Here is a 19,824-nt window from a genome sequence, read left to right on the forward strand (position 1 = left end):
CGTACGCCACCAGCCGCCGGTCGCCCGGCACGTCCTCGCGCGCAATCACCACGCAGTCGCTGACGCGCTCGTGGCCCCGCAGCATCGCCTCGATCTCGCCCGGCTCGATGCGGAAGCCGCGGATCTTCACCTGCGCGTCCACCCGACCCAGGAACTCCAGCGTGCCGTCCGCACGCCAGCGCGCCCGGTCGCCCGTCCGGTACAGTCGTGCGCCAGGCTCCGCGCCAAACGCATCGGGAACGAACCGCTCCGCCGTCAGCTGCGGCCGTCCCAGGTACCCGCGCGCCACCCCCGCCCCGCCGATCAGCAGCTCACCGGGGACGCCCGCCGGCTGCGGGCCGCCGAACGCGTCGCAGATGTACAGGCGCACGTTGCCCAGCGGCCGGCCGATCGGATGCCCCTCCACCATCCCGTCCGCCGGCACCGGGTACGTGGAGGCCAGGATGGTTCCTTCCGTCGGGCCGTAGAGGACGTATGACTCCGCCCCTGCAAGCGCTTCCCGCATCTCCGCCAGCAGGTCGGCCGCGACCTGGTCGCCGCCCACGAACGCGCGCCGCAGCCGCGCGAGCCGGTGCGTCTCGCGTTCCGTATGGACGATCTGCCGCATCAGCGCGGGGACCGCATGCACGAGCGTGGCGTCCGCGATCTCCTCCACCAGCGCGGGCACGTCCATCACCCGCTCGCGCTCCACCAGGCGCACCGCGGCCCCGGAAGTGAGCGGCAGAAGCGCCTCGAAGAGCCAGATGTCGAACGCGTACGACGCCAGCGCCGGCATCACGTCGCCCGCGACGACGCCGAACGCATCACGCGTCGCGGCCAGCAGGTTCGCCAGCGAGCCGTGCTGCACCTGCACGCCCTTGGGCCGGCCGGTAGAGCCGGAGGTGTAGATGACGTACGCCAGGCTCGCGTGGGATGCCGGCAGCTCCGGCGCCGCATCGGTTGCGATATCCGGAAGCTGGCCCACCCGGATGAGGGTGGCTCCGTGCTCCGGCAGCACCGCGGCGGTGCTCTCCGCGACGACCACCACCGGAAGCGCCGCGTCGGCGATCATCCACCCCAACCGATCCGCCGGATACGACGGGTCCAGGGGGACGTAGGCGCCGCCCGCCTTCCAGATCCCCAGCACGCCCACCAGCAGCTCGGGCGTGCGCTCCAGGCACAGCCCGACCGGCGTCTCGGGCCTCACGCCCAGGTCGCGCAGCTGCCGGGCGAGGACGGCCGCGCGCCGGTCCAGCTCGCCATACGTCACGGCCTGCTGGCCAGCCAGGAGCGCGGTAGCCTCGGGAGCGCGGCGCGCCCACTCGGCGAACAGCGCGTGGGCCGGCGGATCGGAGGTTTCGCGCGCCGTCTGGTTCCACGCCTCCAGCACCTGCTCGCGCTCCGTGTCGCCAAGCAGCTTCAGCCGCGAAAGCCGCACGTCCGCGTCCGCGGCCACCTGCTCCAGCACCCGCTGCAGGTGGCCCAGCATCCGCTCGACCGTGCCGCGCTCAAAGAGGTCGGTGCTGTAGTTCAGTCCACCGCGCAGGCCCTGGTCGGTCGCCGTGAGGTCCAGGGAGAGATCGAACGTGGCGACCTCCATGGCCGAACCGGCCCCGCTCTTCTTCCGCGCCGGAAGCGCGCCGCCCTCGCCCCCGGCGTTCTGCAGCGCGAACATCACCTGGAACACGGGCGAGTGGCTCAGGCTGCGCTCCGGCTGCAGCTCGGCCACCAGCTTTTCGAACGGAAGCTCCTGGTGTGCGTACGCCCCCAGAGCGGCCTCCCGCACCCGCCGCAGGGTCTCGCGGAAGCCCGGATCTCCGGAAAGGTCCGTCCGCAGCACCAGCGTGTTGACGAACAAGCCGATCAGATCCTCCACCTCCCCGCGCGTGCGGCCGGCGATCGGACTGCCCACCACCACGTCTTCGCTGCCGGCGTACCTGCCCAGCAGCACCTGGAAGGCGCCCAGCAGCGTCATGTACAGCGTGGCGCCCTCGCTGCGTCCCAGCGCCTGCAGCCGCTCAAGCAGCTCGGCGGAGAGCTCCACCGGGACCGTGGCGCCCCGGTACGTCTGCACCGGCGGGCGGGGGTGGTCGGCGGGCAGTTCCAGCAGCCCCGGCGCGCCCGCCAGCCGCGCCTTCCAGTACGCCAGCTGCCGGTCCAGCACCTCACCCGCCAGCTGCTCGCGCTGCCACACCGCGTAGTCGGCGTACTGCACCGCCAGCTCCGGCAGCGGCGACTCACGCCCCGCCTGGTACGCCGCGTTCAGCGCCGACAGCTCCCGGAAGAGCACCCCCATGCTCCACGCGTCGCTGACGATGTGGTGCATCCCCACCAGCAGCACGTGATCTTCGGCGTCCAGCCGCAGCAGCACCGCCCGGAACAGCGGTCCCTCGGCCAGGTCGAACGGCCGCTTTGCCTCCTCGGCGGCGCGCCGGCTGACCGCCGCCTCCGCATCCGCCTCACCCAGCGCCGACAGGTCCTCCACCGGCAGCACGAACCCGCGGAACGGCGCAAGCACCTGCACCGGCGCGCCCTGCGCCTCGGCGAAGACGGTGCGCAGCGATTCGTGGCGCCGGACGATCTCGCCCAGCGCGCGCTCCAGCGTCCGCTCGTCCAGCCCACCCGTCAGACGCAGCGTGGCGGGGATGTTGTAGACGGCGCTCCCCGGATCCAGCTGGTCGATGAACCACAGCCGCTCCTGCGCAAACGACAGCGGCAGCGCACCCGTGCGCTCGGCCGGCACCACCGGCGGCAGCACCGGCAATTCCGCGCGGCGCAGGTCCTCCACCCGCACCGCCATCTCCGCCACCGTGGGCCCCTCGAACAGCGCCCGCAGCGGCAGCTCCACCCCGAACAGCTCGCGCACCCGCGAGAGCACGCGCGTCGCCAGCAGCGAGTGCCCGCCCAGGTTGAAGAAGCTTTCCTCCACGCCCACGCGGTCCAGCCGCAGCACCTCTGCCCAGATCCCCGCCAGCACCTCTTCCACCGGCGTGCGCGGCGCCACGTACGCCTCCTCCGCCGGGGCAAAGTCCGGCGCCGGCAGCGCCTTGCGGTCCAGCTTGCCGTTCGGCGTCAGCGGAAGCGCGTCCAGCGGCACGAACGCGGACGGCACCATGTAATCCGGCAGGCCGCGGCCCACGTGCGTCCGCAGCGCGTCCGCCTGCACCGCGCCCACGACGTACGCCACCAGGCGCGTGTCCCCCGCCCCGGCCGTGCGCGCGACGACGGCGCAGTCCGTGACGCCGGGCGCCTGGCGCAGCACCGCCTCGATCTCACCGGGCTCGATGCGGAAGCCGCGCACCTTTACCTGGGCGTCCAGGCGGCCCAGGTACTCCAGCACGCCCTCCGCCGTCCACCGCGCGCGGTCGCCCGTCCGGTACAGCCGCGCGCCTGACTCCGTCGAGAACGCGTCCGGCACAAAGCGCTCGGCCGTTAGCCCCGGCCGCCCCAGGTAGCCCCGCGTCACGCCGTGGCCGCCGATGAACAGCTCGCCCGGCACGCCCGCCGGCTGCGGGCGCAGCGCCGCATCCAGCACGTACACGCGCGTGTTCGCGATCGGCCGGCCGATGGGGATCGGCCCCCCTGCGGCCTCGACGGCGTGGGTGGCGGACCAAACGGTGGTTTCCGTCGGTCCGTACATGTTGACGAGGCCGTCCGGCAGCGCGGCCGTGATCTGCGCCGCCAGATCCGAAGGCAGCGCCTCGCCGCCAAGCAGAATGCGCTGGAGGCCCGACAGCGCCCCGATCCCGCTCTCCGCGATCAGCATCCCCGCGAGTGAGGGCGTGCACTGCAGGTGCGTGACGCCGTGGCGGCGGATCTGCTCCGCGATGGACTCGCCGTCACGCGCCTGCTCCACCTCCGGCTGGACGACGACCTTGAAGCCGCGCGCCAGCGTCCAGAGCAGTTCCAGCACGTGGATGTCGAAGGAGATGCGCGTCACCGCCAGCCAGGTGCCCGGCATCGGCCCGCCCACCCGCTCGTCCATCCCGGCGAAGAAGCTCGCCGCGTTCCCGTGCGTCACCTGCACGCCCTTGGGCCTGCCCGTGGAGCCGGAGGTGTAGATGACGTATGCCGCGTTCGCCGCATCCACCGAAGTCCGCGGCGCGGCGGCGGAATGCGACACAATCGCCGCCGCCTCCTCATCCACCGAGACGATCCGTACGCTGTCCGCCGGCAGCAGACCGCGCAGCGAACCCTGCGTCACCAGCAGCGGCGCACCGGAATCCTCCAGCATGTACGCCAGGCGATCCGCCGGATACGACGGATCCAGCGGCAGGTACGCGGCGCCGGACTTCAGCACGCCCAGCATCGCCACCACCATCTCCGCCGAGCGATGGAGGCAGATGCCCACGCGCGCCTCCGGCCCGGCGCCCAACTCCAACAGGTGGTGCGCCAGGCGGTTCGCCCGCGCATCCAGCTCCCCGTATGTGAGCAACGCGTCCTCGAAGACGACGGCCACCGCCTCGGGCGTGCGCGCCGCCTGCGCCTCGACCAGCTGGTGGATGCACCGGTCCGCCGGATACTCCGCTTCGGTCCGATTCCACGCCTCCACCACCAGGCCGCGCTCTTCCGCCGAGAGCAGGTCCAGCTCCGAAAGCCGCACGTCCGCGTCCGCGGCGACCTGCTCCAGCACGCGCTCCAGGTGGCCCAGCATCCGCTGGACGGTGGAGCGGTCGAAGAGGTCGGTGCTGTACTCCAGCGCGCCGCGGACGCCGCCGTCGTGCGGTACGGCGGTGAGCCCCAGGTCGAACCGGGTGGTTTCCACCTCCGTATCCACGCCCCCCGTCATCCGCAGCCCCGCGGGCCCCGAACCGGAACCGGAGCCAGAACCGGAGCCAGAACCGGAACCCGAGCGGTCGGTGTTCTGAAGGGTGAACATCACCTGGAAAAGCGGCGCGTGGCTCAGCGAGCGCTCCGGCTGCAGCTCCGCCACCAGCCGCTCGAACGGAACCTCCTGGTGCTCGTACGCCCCCAGCGTCCCCTCGCGCACCCGCCCCAGCAGCTGGCGGAAGGTGGGATCGGCCGAAAGGTCGGTGCGCAGGACGAGCGTGTTGGCAAAGAAGCCGATCAGCTCCTCCACCTCGCGACGCGTGCGCCCCGCGATCGGCGATCCCACGACGACGTCCTCGCTGCCGCTGTACCTGGACAGCAGCAGCTGAAACGCGGACAGCATCACCATGTACAGCGTGGCGCCCTCACCGCGGCCCAGCGCCTGGAGCCCGTCCAGCAGCGCGCGCGGCAGGGTGAACATCTCGCGCGCGCCGCGGTGCGACTGCACCGGCGGGCGGGGCCGGTCGGTGGGCAGCTCCAGCAGCGCCGGCGCGCCCGCCAGCCGCTCCTTCCAGTAGCCGACCTGGCGATCCAGCACCTCACCCGCCAGCTGCTCACGCTGCCACACCGCGAAGTCCGCGTACTGCACCGGCAGCGGCGGCAGCGGATCGGGCGCGCCGCGCGTAAAGGCGGCGTACAGCGCGGCCATCTCGCGAAAGAGCACGCCCGTGGACCAGCCGTCGCTGATGATGTGGTGGATGCACAGCAGCAGGACGTGCTCCTCGCCCGACACCCGCAGCAGCGCGGCGCGAAAGAGCGGACCGCGGGCAAGGTCGAACGGGCGCGCCGCATCTTCGCGCGCGCGCCGCCGCACCTCCGCCTGGCGCGCCGTTTCGTCCAGCCCCGACAGGTCCTCGACCGGAAGCGTGAAGCCGGTGAAGGGCGCGATCACCTGCACCGCGCCGCCGTCCACCTCGTGAAAGACGGTACGCAGCGACTCGTGGCGGCGGACGATCTGGCCCAGGCTGCGCTCCAGCGCGTCCACGTCCAGGGCGCCGGGCAGCCGCGACGCGGTGGGAAGGTTGTACGCGCTCCCGCCTTCCAGCCGGTCCAGGAACCAGAGGCGCTCCTGGGCAAACGAAAGCGGGAGGGGACGGTCACGCTCCACACGCACCACCGGCGGCAGCCCCGGCAGCCCGGCGCGGCGCACCTCCTCCACGCGCACCGCCAGCTGCGCCACCGTGGGCCCCTCGAACAGCGCCCGCAGCGGAACGGCGACGGCCAGCGCGTTCTGCACGCGCGCCAGCAGCCGCGTCGCCAGCAGCGAGTGCCCGCCCAGCGCAAAGAAGTCGTCCTCCACGCCCACGGAGTCCCGGCGCAGGACCTCGGCCCAGATCTGCGCCAGGATCTCTTCCGTCGGCGTGCGGGGCTCGGCGGAACCCGCGTCCGTCGCCACCGGCTCGGGGTCCGGCAGCGCGCGGCGATCCAGCTTGCCGTTCTGCGTCAGCGGGAGGCGGTCCAGCCGCACGTACGCGGACGGGACCATGTACTCCGGCAGCAGCGCCTTGAGGTGCGTCCGCAGCGCGGCGGCATCGGGCTCCGTCGATCCCTCGACCGGGACCCACCAGGCGACCAGACGGCGGTCCCCCGCGTCCGCATCCCGCGCCAGCACGGCGGCCTCCTTGACCGCCGGATGCGAGGCCAGGGCGCTCTCCACCTCGCCCAGCTCCACGCGAAAGCCGCGCACCTTGACCTGCTGGTCGGCGCGGCCCAGCGGCTCCACCTCGCCGTCGGGGCGGTAGCGGCCCAGGTCGCCGGTGCGGTACAGCCGGTCGCCCGCGTCGCCGGTCCACGGGTTGACGAGGAAGCGCTCCGCCGCCAGCGCGGGGTCATTCAGGTAGCCGGCGGCAAGGTGCGGCGAGCGCATCCAGATCTCGCCCACCTCGCCGATCCCCGCGATCTCCCCCGACGCGTTGCGCACCAGCAGCTGCACGCCGGGAAGGCCGCGGCCCAGGGGGATGATCTCCTTCTGCTCGGCGTGGGGGCGCACGTCGTGCCAGCTGACGGCGCGCTGCGTTTCGGTGGATCCGTAGTAGTTGATGACGCGCAGGCCGGGCGCGAGCGCCACCAGCCGCTGCACGTCGGCGCGGCGCAGGACGTCGCCGACGAAAAAGGCGCGGCGCAGCGAATCGATCCGCTCACCCTCCGACGCGTCCGCCAGGATCTGCCCCATCGCCGGCGTAAGGTGCGCCACGGTAACGTCCGCCTCGCGCATCCACCGCGCCAGGTAGCCGGGCGTGCCCACCTCGTCCGGCAGCGGCGCCACGACGGCGGCGCCCAGCTGGAGGGGGGTAAAGACGTCGCGGTGCAGCGGGTCGTGCGCCAGGCCGGAAAGGAGGCTGAATCGGTCCGCCGGGGAGAGACCGAACTCCGCCGCCAGCCACGGGGTGAAGTGCGTGAGCGACGAGTGGCGCCCCATCACCGCCTTGGGCGTCCCCGTGGTCCCCGACGTGAACGACAGGTACGCCAGCGTGTCCGGTCCCACCTCCACAAACACGGGGGATGCGGACGGCGGGATGCCGTCCACCGCTTCCGCCGCGCGACCGTTGCGGGGATGGAGGACGATGCGCGTCCGAACCGTCTCATCCAGCAGCGCCGCCACCTCGGCGGGCAGATCGCCCGCGGCGGCAAGGTGCAGGTGCGCGGCGGGGCGGGCGATGCGGACGTAGTCGCCCAGGCGCGCCGCGGGATACGATGGATCGAGGACGAGGAACGCCGCGCCGCTCTTCATCGTCCCCACCAGCGCGCGAACCAGCGCCGCGCTCCGGTGGCCGGTGATGGCGACCACATCCCCCACACCCACGCCCGCATCCGCCAGCGCGCGGGCGACGCCGTCCGTGGCCGCGTCCAGCTCCGCGTACGTCCAGCGCTCGCGCGGGTCCTCCACGGCCAGCGCGTCCGGCGTCTCCTTCGCCCGCGCGGCGAACACCTCGTGCACGGCGCCACGCCAGGTGGCGTCCAGCGGCGCGGACGGGTCCGGCAGCACGGCGCGCGCCTCGTCCGTGGCCAGCGCCAGCGCGCCGATGCGCGTTTCCGGCGCGGCCGAGGCCTGGCGCAGCACGCCTTCCAGCTGCGCCAGCAGCTCGCGCATCCGCGGCGCGTCGAACAGGTCGGCGGCGTACACCAGGGTGACGTCGATCCCCCCATCCCGCTCCGCCACGTACAGCGTGAGGTCGAACTTGCTGGGCACCTCGCCGCCTCCGCCCGCTCCGCCGTCTCCGCCGCCTCGGCCGGCCCGCGCCACCTCCAGGCCCTCGACGCGAAAGGCCGCGTCCTGGAAGTTGGCCAGGTTGAGCATCACCTGGAACACGGGCGCGTGGGCCAGGCTCCGCTCCGGACGCACCTCTTCCAGCACCCGCTCGAACGGGAGATCCTGGTGCGCGTACGCATCCAGTGTGGTCTCCCGCACCCGCCCCAGCAGCTCGCGGAAGCTGGGATCGCCCGAAAGGTCGGTGCGCAGCGCCAGCGAGTTGAGGAAAAGGCCCACCATCCGGTCGGTCTCCGCCCGCGTCCGCCCCGCGATCGGCGTCCCGACGACCACGTCCTCCTGCCCGGCCAGGCGCCCCAGCACCACGTCCAGCGCGGCGAGAAGGACCATGAACAGCGTCGCACCCTCGCGGCGGGCCAGCGCGCCCACGTCCGCCGCCAGGGCCGACGGAACGAGCAGGCGCTCCAGCGCGCCGCGGTGCGACTCCACCGGCGGACGGGGGCGGTCGGCGGGCAGCTCCAGCAGCGCGGGCGCGCCGTCCAGCGCGCGCCGCCAGAACTCCACCTGCCGCTCCAGCGCGGCGCCGGACAGGTGCTGGCGCTGCCACAGCGCATAGTCCGCGTACTGCAGCGCGGGCTGCGGCAGCGGCGACGCTTCGCCACGCGAAAAGGCGCCGTACAGCGCGGAAAGCTCCTCCTTGAGCACCCCCACCGACCACCCGTCGCCGACGGCGTGGTGCAGGTTCAGGTGCAGTCGGTGCTCGTCGTCCGCGACACGGACCAGCGACGCGCGAAAGAGCGGCCCGCGCGCCAGGTCAAAGCGGTGCGCGGCTGCTTCGGCCGCCAGGCGGCCGGCCTGCGCCCACCGCTCGTTCTGCGGCAGGTGCCGCAGGTCGGCGACGGGCAGGTCGAAGGTGATCGGAGGCGGGGCGATGCGCTGCACGGGGACGCCGTCCACGGACGGGAGCGCCGTGCGCAGCGGCTCGTGGCGCCGCACCAGCTCGGCCAGCGCGCGGCGGAGCGCATCTTCGTCCAGCGCGCCGGTGATGTCGTACGAGAACGGGATGGCGTACGCCGGGCTTCCCGGGTCCAGCGCATCCACGAACCAGAGCCGCTCCTGCGCAAACGTCACCGGCAGGTCGCCCTCGCGCGCGGCGGGGGCGATGGCGCCCTCGCTGGCCGCCGCGCCCGTGCCGCGCAGATGCTCGATCTCCGCCGCCAGCCCGGAGAGGACCGGCCGCTCGAAGACGGTGCGCAGCGGCAGCTCAACCCCGAACACCTCGCGGACGCGCGAAACCACCCGCGTGGCCAGCAGCGAATGCCCGCCCAGGTCGAAGAAGCTTTCCTCCACCCCCACCCGCTCCAGCCGCAGCACCTCCGCCCAGATCCCCGCCAGCACTTCCTCCGCCGGCGTCCGCGGCGCTACGTACGCTTCTTCCGGCGACGCGAGATCCGGCGCGGGGAGCGCCTTGCGGTCCAGCTTGCCGTTGGGCGTAAGCGGCAGCGCCTCCAGCGGGACGAACGCGGACGGCACCATGTACTCCGGCAGGCTCTGGCGCAGGCGGTCGCGCAGCGTCTCCGCTCGCGCTTCGCCGACCACGTACGCCACCAGCCGCCGGTCGCCGGTTCCGTCCTCGCGCGCGACGACGACGCAGTCCACAACCCCGGACGCTTGGCGCAGCGCGGCCTCGATCTCGCCCAGCTCGATGCGGAAGCCGCGCACCTTGACCTGCTCGTCAAGCCGGCCCAGGTAGTCGATCATCCCGTCCGCCAGCCACCGCACCTTGTCGCCCGAGCGGTACAGCCGCGCGCCCGGGGCGGACGAGAACGGATCGGGGATGAAGCGCTCCGCCGTCATCGCGGGCCGGTTCAGGTATCCGCGCGCCACCTGCGCGCCGCCGATGCACAGCTCCCCCGGCACGCCAACCGGCAGCGGCCGCAGCCCCGCGTCCAGCACGTAGACGTGCGTGTTCTCGATCGGCCCGCCGATGGACGGCGCGCGGGTGCCCTCCGCCTCCACCACGCCCGACGTGGCGACGACGGTGCACTCCGTGGGGCCGTAGTTGTTCGCCAGCGCGAACGGCATCCCCGCGCGGGGACGCACCCGCAGCCGGTCGCCGCCCGTCAGCATCCACCGCAGCGCCGTGTCCGCCGGCCACTCCAGCGCCAGCATGAGCTCCGCGACGGGGGTGGGGATAAAGGAGACGGTCGCCGCGTGCGCTACCAGCCAGTCGCGCAGGGCGGGCGGATCGGCGCGCACCTCCTCGGGCACCACGTGCACCGACGCGCCGCGCGTGAGGTACGGCCACACCTCCCACACCGCCGCATCGAACCCCGGGCTGGCCACCTGTGTCCCACGATCCGCCGCCGTCAAGCCAAAGGCGCGCACGTGCCAGGCGCACAGGGCGCCGAGGGACGCATGGTTCACCCCCACGCCCTTGGGCGTACCGGTGCTGCCGGAGGTGTAGATCACGTACGCCAGGTGATCGGCCGAGACGCCGCGCTGCGGGTTCTCCCCGGACTCCGCCGCGATCCGCGCCCGGTCCCCGTCCACGCTCACCACCGCGACGGCATCCCCGGCGGGGAGCGCCGCGCGCAGCGACTCCTGCGTCACCAGCACGGGCACGGCCGCATCGGCCAGCACGAACGCCAGCCGCTCCGCGGGATAGGAGGGGTCCAGCGGCACGTACGCGCCGCCCGCCTTGAGCACGGCCAGGGCGGAGACGATCATCTCCACCCCCCGCTCCAGGCAGATCCCCACCCGCGTCTCCGGCCCGACACCCAGACCGGCGAGGTGGTGCGCCAGCCGGTTCGCCCGTTCGTTCAACGCGCCGTAGCCGAGGGTTTCCCCTTCAAACTCGACCGCCACCGCGTCCGGCGTCCGCGCGGCGTGGGCTTCGAACAGCAGTTGGATGCAGCGGTCCGCCGGGTACTCGGCCTCCGTGCGGTTCCACGCCTGCACCACCACGCGCCGCTCGGCCTCGCCCAGCAGCTCCAGCTCCGAAAGCCGCACGTCCGCGTCCGCGACCACCTGCTCCAGCACCCGCCCCAGGTGGCCCAGCATCCGCTCGGCCGTGCCGCGGTCGAACAGGTCGGTGGCGTAGCCCAGGCGCGCATGGACGCCGTCGGGCCCCTGCGCCAGGTCCAGGGTGAGATCGAAGCGCGCGTCCTCCTCCGCGCCACCCGCCGCCTCCAGCCGCAGCGCGGGCCCCGCCGCCTGCGCCGGAGCCGTCGCCCCCGCCATCGTCCCCATCGTGGCCGTCGTAGCCACTCCGCCGCCGACGCCGTGCTGGCTGTGCAGGACGATGACGGCCTGCACCAGCGGGGCGTGGGTCAGCGAACGCTCGGGGTTCAGCTCTTCGACCAGCTTTTCGAAGGGGAGCGCCTGGTGCTCGAAGGCGCCCAGGGTGGCCTCGCGCACGCGCCCCAGCAGCCGCGCAAAGGTGGGGTCGCCGGACAGGTCGCCGCGCAGCACCAGCGTGTTCACGAAGAACCCGACGATCCCCTCCACGTCCGCCGTGGCGCGGTTGGCGGTGGCGGTGCCCACCAGCACGTCGTCCTGGCGGGCGTAGCGGCCCAGCAGCAGCTGAAAGGCGGCCAGGTAGACCATGAACGGCGTGGCGTCGTGCGCCCGCGCCAGCGCGTCCACGCGCGCGGGAAGACCGGCGCCCAGGGACGCGCTGACGGTGGCGCCGCGATGGGTGCGCACGGCGGGCCGCGGGCGGTCCGGCGCGATTTCCAGCCGCGTGGGCGCCCCCTCCAGCGCGTGGCGCCAGAAGCCCACCAGCCGCGCCAGCGTGTCGCCGGACAGGCGCTCGCGCTCGCGCAGCGCGTGGTCCCCGTACTGCAGGGGAAGCGGCGCCAGCGGCGAGGGCCCGCCGCGCGAAAACGCCTGGTACAGCGCCTTCAGTTCGCGCGACAGGATGCCGGTGGACCAGCCGTCGGTGACCGCGTGGTGCAGGTTCCACAGCAGGGCATGGTCGTCCGCCGCCAGCCGGACCAGGGAGGCGCGAAAGAGCGGGCCGTGCTCCAGCCGGAAGGGCGCGGAGGCGTCGGCGTGCGCCAGCCGCTCCAGCCCGGCGCGCGCTTCATCGGGATCCTGCGCGGAAAGGTCCGTCACCTCCAGCCGGAACGGCGCGGGGGGGGCCACCACCTGCACCAGCTCTTCGCCGCGCTCCTCCAGGTGCGTGCGCAGCGTCTCGTGGCGCCGCACCAGCTCGTCCACGGCGCGCTCCAGCGCGGCCACGTCCAGCGGGCCGGGGATGCGCCACACGCGGGGCATGGAGTAGGCGGTGCTCCCGGGCTCCAGGCGGTCCAGCAGCCACATCCGCCGCTGCGCGAACGACGCCGGAAACGCGGATGGACGCTCGCCGCCGCCGTCGCCGGCCGACGCCGCGGCGGCGTCGGCCTTCTGCTTGAGCTTCAGCGCCAGCAGCCTCTGCTTTTCGGGCGACAGGCCGGCCAGCCGGGAGATGATGTCAGCCATGTGCTGCTTTGTATGTGATAGGCCTCCGCCGGAGCGGAGGTGCCTGGAGCCTGGTGCTTCGCGGCCGCGGCCCCGTACGGCGCGGTCGTTGGGTGCTCGGCGGGTGGCTGCCGCCGGTGGCGGGTTGGTTCGGCGGCCGGGTCAATCCCCTTCCCCGGCCCCGCGTCCTGCCGGATCCGCAAACACACTCATGATCCCGACTGCAGCTTTCCACGCGGAGAAAGCAGAGAAAGCGGAGGAAGACGGGGGTTGCTCCGGCGGTTCTCCGCTTCCTCGGGGTGCCAGATCTTTGTGCGGATTCGGTACAAGCGTCATTACTCCGGGCGTTTACGGGTTTGCGTGGGCGGATCGGGGATCGATGAGGCTCCAGCTGCTTCTCGCCTCAGCCCGTCCACGACGCAAACCACTCAGCGCGCGGAGTACATAACGTACGCTTTCAGGAACAACGGTTTGTGCTAGTGGTGGCCAATAAGGTACGTACGATGCGCGAATCGCGCTACGGGCAGGGATGGGTTCACGCGTTTTTTTGGCTGAAGCGGATACCTCGCAGCCTCTTCCCTCACGAGCGGCGGGAGGGGCCTTCCCCCCGCCGCGCGGAGTTCGGCACGCGCGAGATGCTTCTGCGGAAGCCTTCCCCCGGGACGGGGCAGGCCGCCCCGGCGGTCAGGACGGGGCGTCGCCGCCGTCCCGGGCGCGCACCGCCGCCCTCCGCCCACGCCCCATCCTCAGCCCTCCTCCCCCATCTCCGCCAGCAGCGCCGCCACCTCTTCGTCGCTCAGCCCCTCCAGCTCGGCGAGCGCGTCGGCGATGGCGCCGCCGCCGCCGTCAGCCGCGACCGCCGCCTCCACCGCCGCGGCCACGCCGGCGACGGTGGGGGTTTCGAAGAGCACACGCAGGGGAAGCTCCACCTCCAGCCGCTGGGAAACGCGCGCCAGCACCTGCGTCGCCCGCAGCGAATGGCCGCCGAGCACGAAGAAATCATCCTCCACGCCCACGTTCTCCACGCCCAGCACCTCCGTCCAGATCTCCGCGACCACCCGTTCCGTGACCGTGCGCGGCGGCACCCGTTCCGCCGTGGAGTGCGCCTCCGGATCGGGGAGGGCACGGCGGTCCACCTTGCCGTTGGGCGTCAGCGGGAGCGCGTCCAGCCAGACAAAGGCGGAGGGGACCATGAAGTCCGGAAGCAGCGCGCGCAGATGGTCGCGCATGGCCGCCGCCGGACGCTCGCCGGTGGGCGTGAGCCACGCCACCAGCCGCTTTGCGTCGGCGTCCCCGCGCGCCATGACGATGGCGTCGCGGACGGCGGGGTGCGTGCCGAGCGCCGCCTCCACCTCGCCCAGCTCGATGCGGAAGCCGCGCACCTTGACCTGCTGGTCGGCGCGGCCGGCGGGCTCCACTTCGCCGTCCGGACCGTAGCGGCCCAGGTCGCCCGTGCGGTACATCCCGTCGCCGGCCTCGCCGGTCCACGGGTTGGGGACAAAGCGCTCCGCCGTCAGCTCCGCGTCGCCCCGATAGCCCAGCGCGACGTGCGGGCTGCGCAGCCACACCTCGCCCAGCTCGCCGATGCCGGCCAGGGCTCCGTCCGCGCCGCGCACCAGCAGCTGCACCCCGGGAATGCCGCGCCCCAGCGGGACGATCGGCTTCGCGGCGCCGGCGGCGGGATCGACCACGTGGTACGAGACGGCGCGCTGCGTCTCGGTGGAGCCGTAGTAGTTGACTACCGTCACGTGGGGCGCCAGGCGGTGCAGGCGCGCGACGTCGCCGCGCACCAGCACGTCGCCCACGAAAAAGGCGCGGCGCAGCCCGGGCATCGACCCCGCACCGTCGCCGCCGGAATCCGGGGCGCCCGCCAGGAGCTGGCCCATGGCGGGGGTAAGGTGCGCGACGGTGACGTCCGCGTCGGCCATCCACCGGCGCAGATACCCCGGCGCGCCCACGCGCTCCGGATCGGGCGCGACGATCGAGGCGCCCAGCTGCAGCGGGGTAAAGACGTCGCGGTGCAGCGGGTCGTGCGCCACGCCGGAAAGGAGCGAGAACCGATCGCTTGCCGTCAGCGAGAAGCGATCGGCCAGCCACGGGGTAAAGTGCGTGAGCGAGCCGTGGCGCCCCATCACCGCCTTGGGCGCGCCGGTGGTCCCCGACGTAAAGGACAGGTAGGCGAGCGAATCCGCCCCGATCTCCACGTCCGGCGCCTGCGCGGGGAGCGATCCCAATCCGTCCACGTCGTCGACCGGCCCCTGCGACTTTCCGCCAAGATCAATCTTAACCAAATCGCGGGCGGAAATCACCTCCTCCACCGGTGCCGGCACCGCGCCCGCGGCGGCGACGCGCAGCCAGCCGCGTGGCGCGGCGATCCGGATGTACTCCGCCAGGCGGGCGGGGGGATAGGCGGGGTCCAGGGCGACGAACGCCGCGCCCGCGCGAAGCACGCCCAGCATCGCCCGCACCATGGCGGCGGAGCGGTGCGCCCAGATGGCGACGGTGTCGCCCGGCCGCACCCCGCCCTGGGCCAGGCGGCGGGCGATGCGGGCGGTGGCGGCGTCCAGCTCGGCGTACGTCCAGCGCTCCCGCGGGTCGGCGACGGCCAGCGCGTCCGGCCGCTCCGCCGCGCGGCGCGCGAAGATCGCGGGCACGCTGCCGCGCCACGTGCGGTCCAGCGGCTGCGACGGATCGGGGAGGATCGCCGCGGCGTGCGGGGTCCGCAGCGCCATCCCGGCGACGGAGCGGTCGGGCTCGGCGACCGCCTGCTCCAGGACGGCGACCACCTGCGCCAGCAGCTCGCGCATCCGCGGCGCCTCGAACAGCTCCGAGGAGTAGACCAGCGCCAGGGCCGCGCGCTCCGGGTCCTCGCTGGCGTACAGCGTCATGTCCACCTTGGAGGTGGGCTCCGCGCCGGCGAACGGGCGCCGCTCCAGGCCGGACGGCGCGGACGCCCCGGTGCCGAAGTTCTGGTAGTTGACCATCACCTGGAACACCGGCGAGTGCCCCAGCGAGCGGGGCACCCGAAGCGCGTCCAGCACGCTTTCGAACGGCACGTCCTGGTGCGCGTAGGCGCCCAGCGTGGCCTCGCGAACCCGTCCCAGCAGCGCGCGGAAGCCCGGCGCGCCGGACAGGTCGGCGCGGATGGCCAGCGTGTTCAGAAAGACGCCGATCAGCGGCTCCGTCACCGCGTGCGTGCGCCCGGCCACCTGCGTGCCGATGACCAGGTCGTCCTGCCCGGACCAGCGCGACAGGACCACGTCCAGCGCCGCGAGCAGCACCATGAACGGCGTCGCGCCCTCGCGCCGGGCCAGCGCGCGCACCTCCGCCATCAGCCCGGGCGCGATCCCGCTCTCCACCATCCCCGCCGCGTACCCCTGCACGGCGGGGCGCGGGCGGTCCGTGGGCAGCTCCAGCAGCGGCGGGGCGCCGTCCAGCCGGTCGCGCCAGTACGCCACCTGGCGCCCGGCCGCCTCGTCCGTCATCCACCCGCGCTGCCAGGCCGCGAAGTCCGCGTACTGCACGGCCAGGTCGGGGAGCGGCGACGGCTCGCCGCCGGCAAAGGCGTCGTACAGCGCCCACAGCTCGCGCTGCAGGACGCCGGCGGACCACCCGTCGAACACCGTGTGGTGCGTGCTCAGGTGCAGCACGTGGTCGTCCGCGGCAATGCGGATGAGCATCGCGCGGAAGAGCGCGCCGCCCTCGATCTCGAACGGCGTCAGCCACTCGCGCCGCACCAGCTCCCGCGCCTGGGCGTCGGCCTGATCGGCGGGGAGCGAGGACAGGTCGTGGAGCGGAAGATGGGCGTCGCCCTCCGTCACCCGCTGCACGGGGCCGGTGTCGGTCTGCACGATGACGGTGCGGAGCACGTGGTGGCGGCGGACGATTTCCGCCACGGTGCGCTCCATGGCGCCCACGTCCAGCGCCCCGCCAAAGCGGAGGGTCGTGGAGATCTTGTAGGCCGGGGACTGGGGCGTGATGCGCTGCAGCACCCACAGCCGCTCCTGGCTGAAGGAGAGCGGCGCATCCGCCCCGCTCTCCCTGGGCAGCAGCGGCGGAAGGCGCACGCCGTCGTCCGAGCGCAGGGCCTCGTCCACGCGCAGGGCGAGGACGGAAAGGACGGGGTCTTCGAAGATGGTGCGGATGGCCATCTCCACCCCGAACGCCTCGCGGATCCGGGACACCAGCCGCGTCGCCAGGAGCGAGTGGCCGCCCAGCGCGAAGAAATCGTCGTCCGCGCCCACGCCCTCCAATCCCAGCAGCTCGCCCCAGAGGCCGGCGAGGATCTCCTCCGTGGGCGTGCGCGGCGCCGCGCGGTCCGCGCCCGCGGCGGGATCCGGGGCCGGGAGCGCGCGGCGGTCGATCTTTCCGTTGGGCGTGAGCGGCAGCTGCTCCAGCACCACGAACGCGCCGGGCACCATGTAGTCCGGCAGGCTGTGCCGCAGGTGCGCGCGCAGCTCGCCGGGGTCGGCCGTTCCGGCGACGTACGCGACCAGCCGCACCCCGCCGGACGCGGCCTCGCGCGCGACGACGACGCACTCGCGCACGCCCGCGTGCCGGCGCAGCGCCGCCTCGATCTCCCCCGGCTCGATGCGGAAGCCGCGCACCTTGACCTGCTCGTCGGTCCGCCCCAGGAACTGCAGCGTCCCCGCGTCCAGCCAGCGCGCCCGGTCGCCCGTCCGGTAGAGCCGCGCCCCGGTTTCGCCGCCGAATGGATCGGGGACGAAGCGCTCCGCCGTCAGCCCCGGCCGGCCCAGGTAGCCGCGCGCCACCCCCACACCGCCCACGTACAGCTCGCCGGGGATGCCGACCGGCGCCGGCCGGCCGCCCGCGTCCAGCACGTACACGCGCACGTTCTCCAGCGCCCGGCCGATGGACGGGGCACGCCCGTCCGCCTCGCACGACGCCGAAGTCGCGCAGACCGTCGTCTCCGTCGGCCCGTACGCGTTGATGAAGACGCGACCGTCGCTCCACCGCTCCACCGTGGCGGCGTCCACCGCCTCACCCGCGCTCACCACCGTGCGCAGCTCCGGCAGGTCGTCCGGGGAAAGCACGGCCAGCACGGACGGCGGCAGCGTGGCCACGGTGACGCGCCCGCTCCGCAGCGTCTCCAGCAGCCCCGCGCCGGGTAGAAGCGCCTCCCGCGACGCCAGCACCAGCGTAGCCCCGCTCAGGAGCGCGTCGAACAGCTCCGCCACCGCCGCGTCGAAGGAGAACGAGGCGAACTGCAGGACCCGGCTCGTACTGTCGATGCCGAAGCGGCGGGCCTGCGCGTACGCCAGGTTGGGCACGCCCCGGTGCGGCACCATCACGCCCTTTGGACGGCCGGTGGAGCCGGAGGTGTAGATGACGTACGCCAGCTGGTCCGGCGAGACGCGGCGCTCCAGGTTCTCCGCGGACTCCGCCGCGATCCGCGACGCGTCCCCGTCCACGCTCACCACCGCGACGCCGTCGCCGGCGGGAAGCGTCGCGCGCAGCGACTCCTGCGTCATCAGCACGGGCGCGGCCGCGTCCGCCAGCATGAACGCAATCCGCTCCGCGGGATAGGCGGGGTCCAGCGGCACGTACGCACCACCCGCCTTCAGCACGGCGAGAACGGCGACGACCGTCTCCGTCCCCCGCTCCAGGCAGATCCCCACCCGCGTCTCCGGCCCGACGCCGAGTCCGGCCAGGTGGTGCGCCAGCCGGTTCGCCCGCCCGTTCAGCTCGCGGTAGCTGACGGTCTCGCCCTCGAACTCGACCGCCGTGGAGTCCGGCGTCCGCGCCGCCTGCGCCTCGAACAGCTCGTGGATGCAGCGGTCGGCCGGGTACTCGGCCTCCGTGCGGTTCCACTCCTCCACCACCCGCGCGCGCTCCGCCTCGTCCAGCAGCTCCAGCCGCGAAAGCCGCACGTCCACGTCCGCGGCGACCTGCTCCAGCACCCGCTCCAGGTGGCCCAGCATCCGCACGATCGTGCCGCGCTCGAACAGGTCGGTGCTGTAGGTAAGCCCGCCCAGCAGGCCTTGCCGCGTCGCCTCCAGGGCCAGCGTCAGGTCCAGCTTGGCAAAGGCGAACGCCGGGTCCGCCGCTTCGGTGCCCGTGTCGCCCGCTTCCGTGGCCGACGCATCGCCGCCGGTGGCGGGCTCCGCCACGCCGCTCGTCGACTCGTCCACGTCGTCCAGCGCGAACGACACCTGAAAGAGCGGAGAGTGGCTGAGGGAGCGCTCCGGCTGCAGCTCGGCCACCAGCTTTTCGAAGGGAAGCTCCTGGTGCTCGAACGCCCCCAGCGTCACCTCGCGCACCCGCCCCAGCAGCTCGCGGAAGCTGGGATCTCCGCCCAGGTCGGTGCGCAGCACCAGCGTGTTGACGAAGAAGCCGATCAGCCCCGCGACCTCGTTCCGCGTGCGCCCCGCGATGGGGGTTCCCACGACGATGTCCTCGCTGCCGCTGTACCTGGACAGCAGCACCTGAAAGGCGGCGAGCACCACCATGTACAGCGTGGCGCCCTGGCCGCGCCCCAGCGCCCGGAGCCGTTCCAGCAGCTCGCCGGAAAGCCGGATCCCCTCGGTCGACCCCTGGAACGTCTGCACCGCCGGACGGGGATGGTCGGTGGGCAGATCCACCAGCTCCGGCGCGCCCGCCAGGCGATCGCGCCAGTACGAAAGCTGCCGCTCCAGCACCGGGCCGCGCAGCTGCTCGCGCTGCCACACCGCGTAGTCGGCGTACTGCACCGGCAGCTCCAGCAGCGGCGATTGCTGCCCGCCAAAATACGCCGCGTGCAGCGCCAGCAGCTCCCGGTTCAGGACCCCCATGCTCCACCCGTCGCTGACGATGTGGTGCATGGACAGCAGCAGCACGTGATCGTCGGCGGCCAGCCGCAGCAGCACCGCACGGAACAGCGGCCCCGCCGCCAGGTCGAACGGCTGCGCCGCCTCCTCGCTGGCGCGGCGGCTCGCCTCCGCCTTGCGGTCCGCCTCGCTCAACCCCGACAGGTCCTCCACCGGCAGCGCAAAGCCGTCGAACGGCGCGATCACCTGCACGGGGGCGCCATCCACCTCGCGAAACGTGGTGCGCAGCGCTTCGTGCCGCCGGACGATCTCGCCCAGCGCGCGCTCCAGCGCCGCCGGGCTTACCGCACCCGTCAGGCCCAGCGAGGCGGGCAGGTTGTAGACGGGGCTTCCCGGCTCCAGCCGGTCGATGAACCACAGCCGCTCCTGCGCAAAGGAGAGCGGAGCGCCGTCGCGGTGGGCGCGGGGGACGATGCCCGACGAGCGGACCTGCCCCCTGAGCCTGGCCTCGATGAGCGCGCGCTTGGCGGCGGAAAGCTCCGGGCGCGGACGTTCGACCGCTGGTTCCGACGACAT

General features: G+C 73.5%; 2 protein-coding genes. Both read right to left on the reverse strand.

Annotated elements, in window-relative coordinates:
* On the reverse strand, window positions 1-12,502 hold a 12,502-nt coding region (locus ACOJUJ_RS07095; RefSeq protein ID WP_420126161.1), incomplete at its 3' end, for an amino acid adenylation domain-containing protein.
* 725 nt (window positions 12,503-13,227) lie between these two features.
* A complete protein-coding gene (locus ACOJUJ_RS07100) occupies window positions 13,228-19,824 on the reverse strand; it encodes an amino acid adenylation domain-containing protein (RefSeq protein WP_420126162.1) in 6,597 nt (2,198 codons plus the stop codon).

Source organism: Longimicrobium sp., assembly GCF_048594345.1.
Lineage (GTDB): Bacteria > Gemmatimonadota > Gemmatimonadetes > Longimicrobiales > Longimicrobiaceae > Longimicrobium.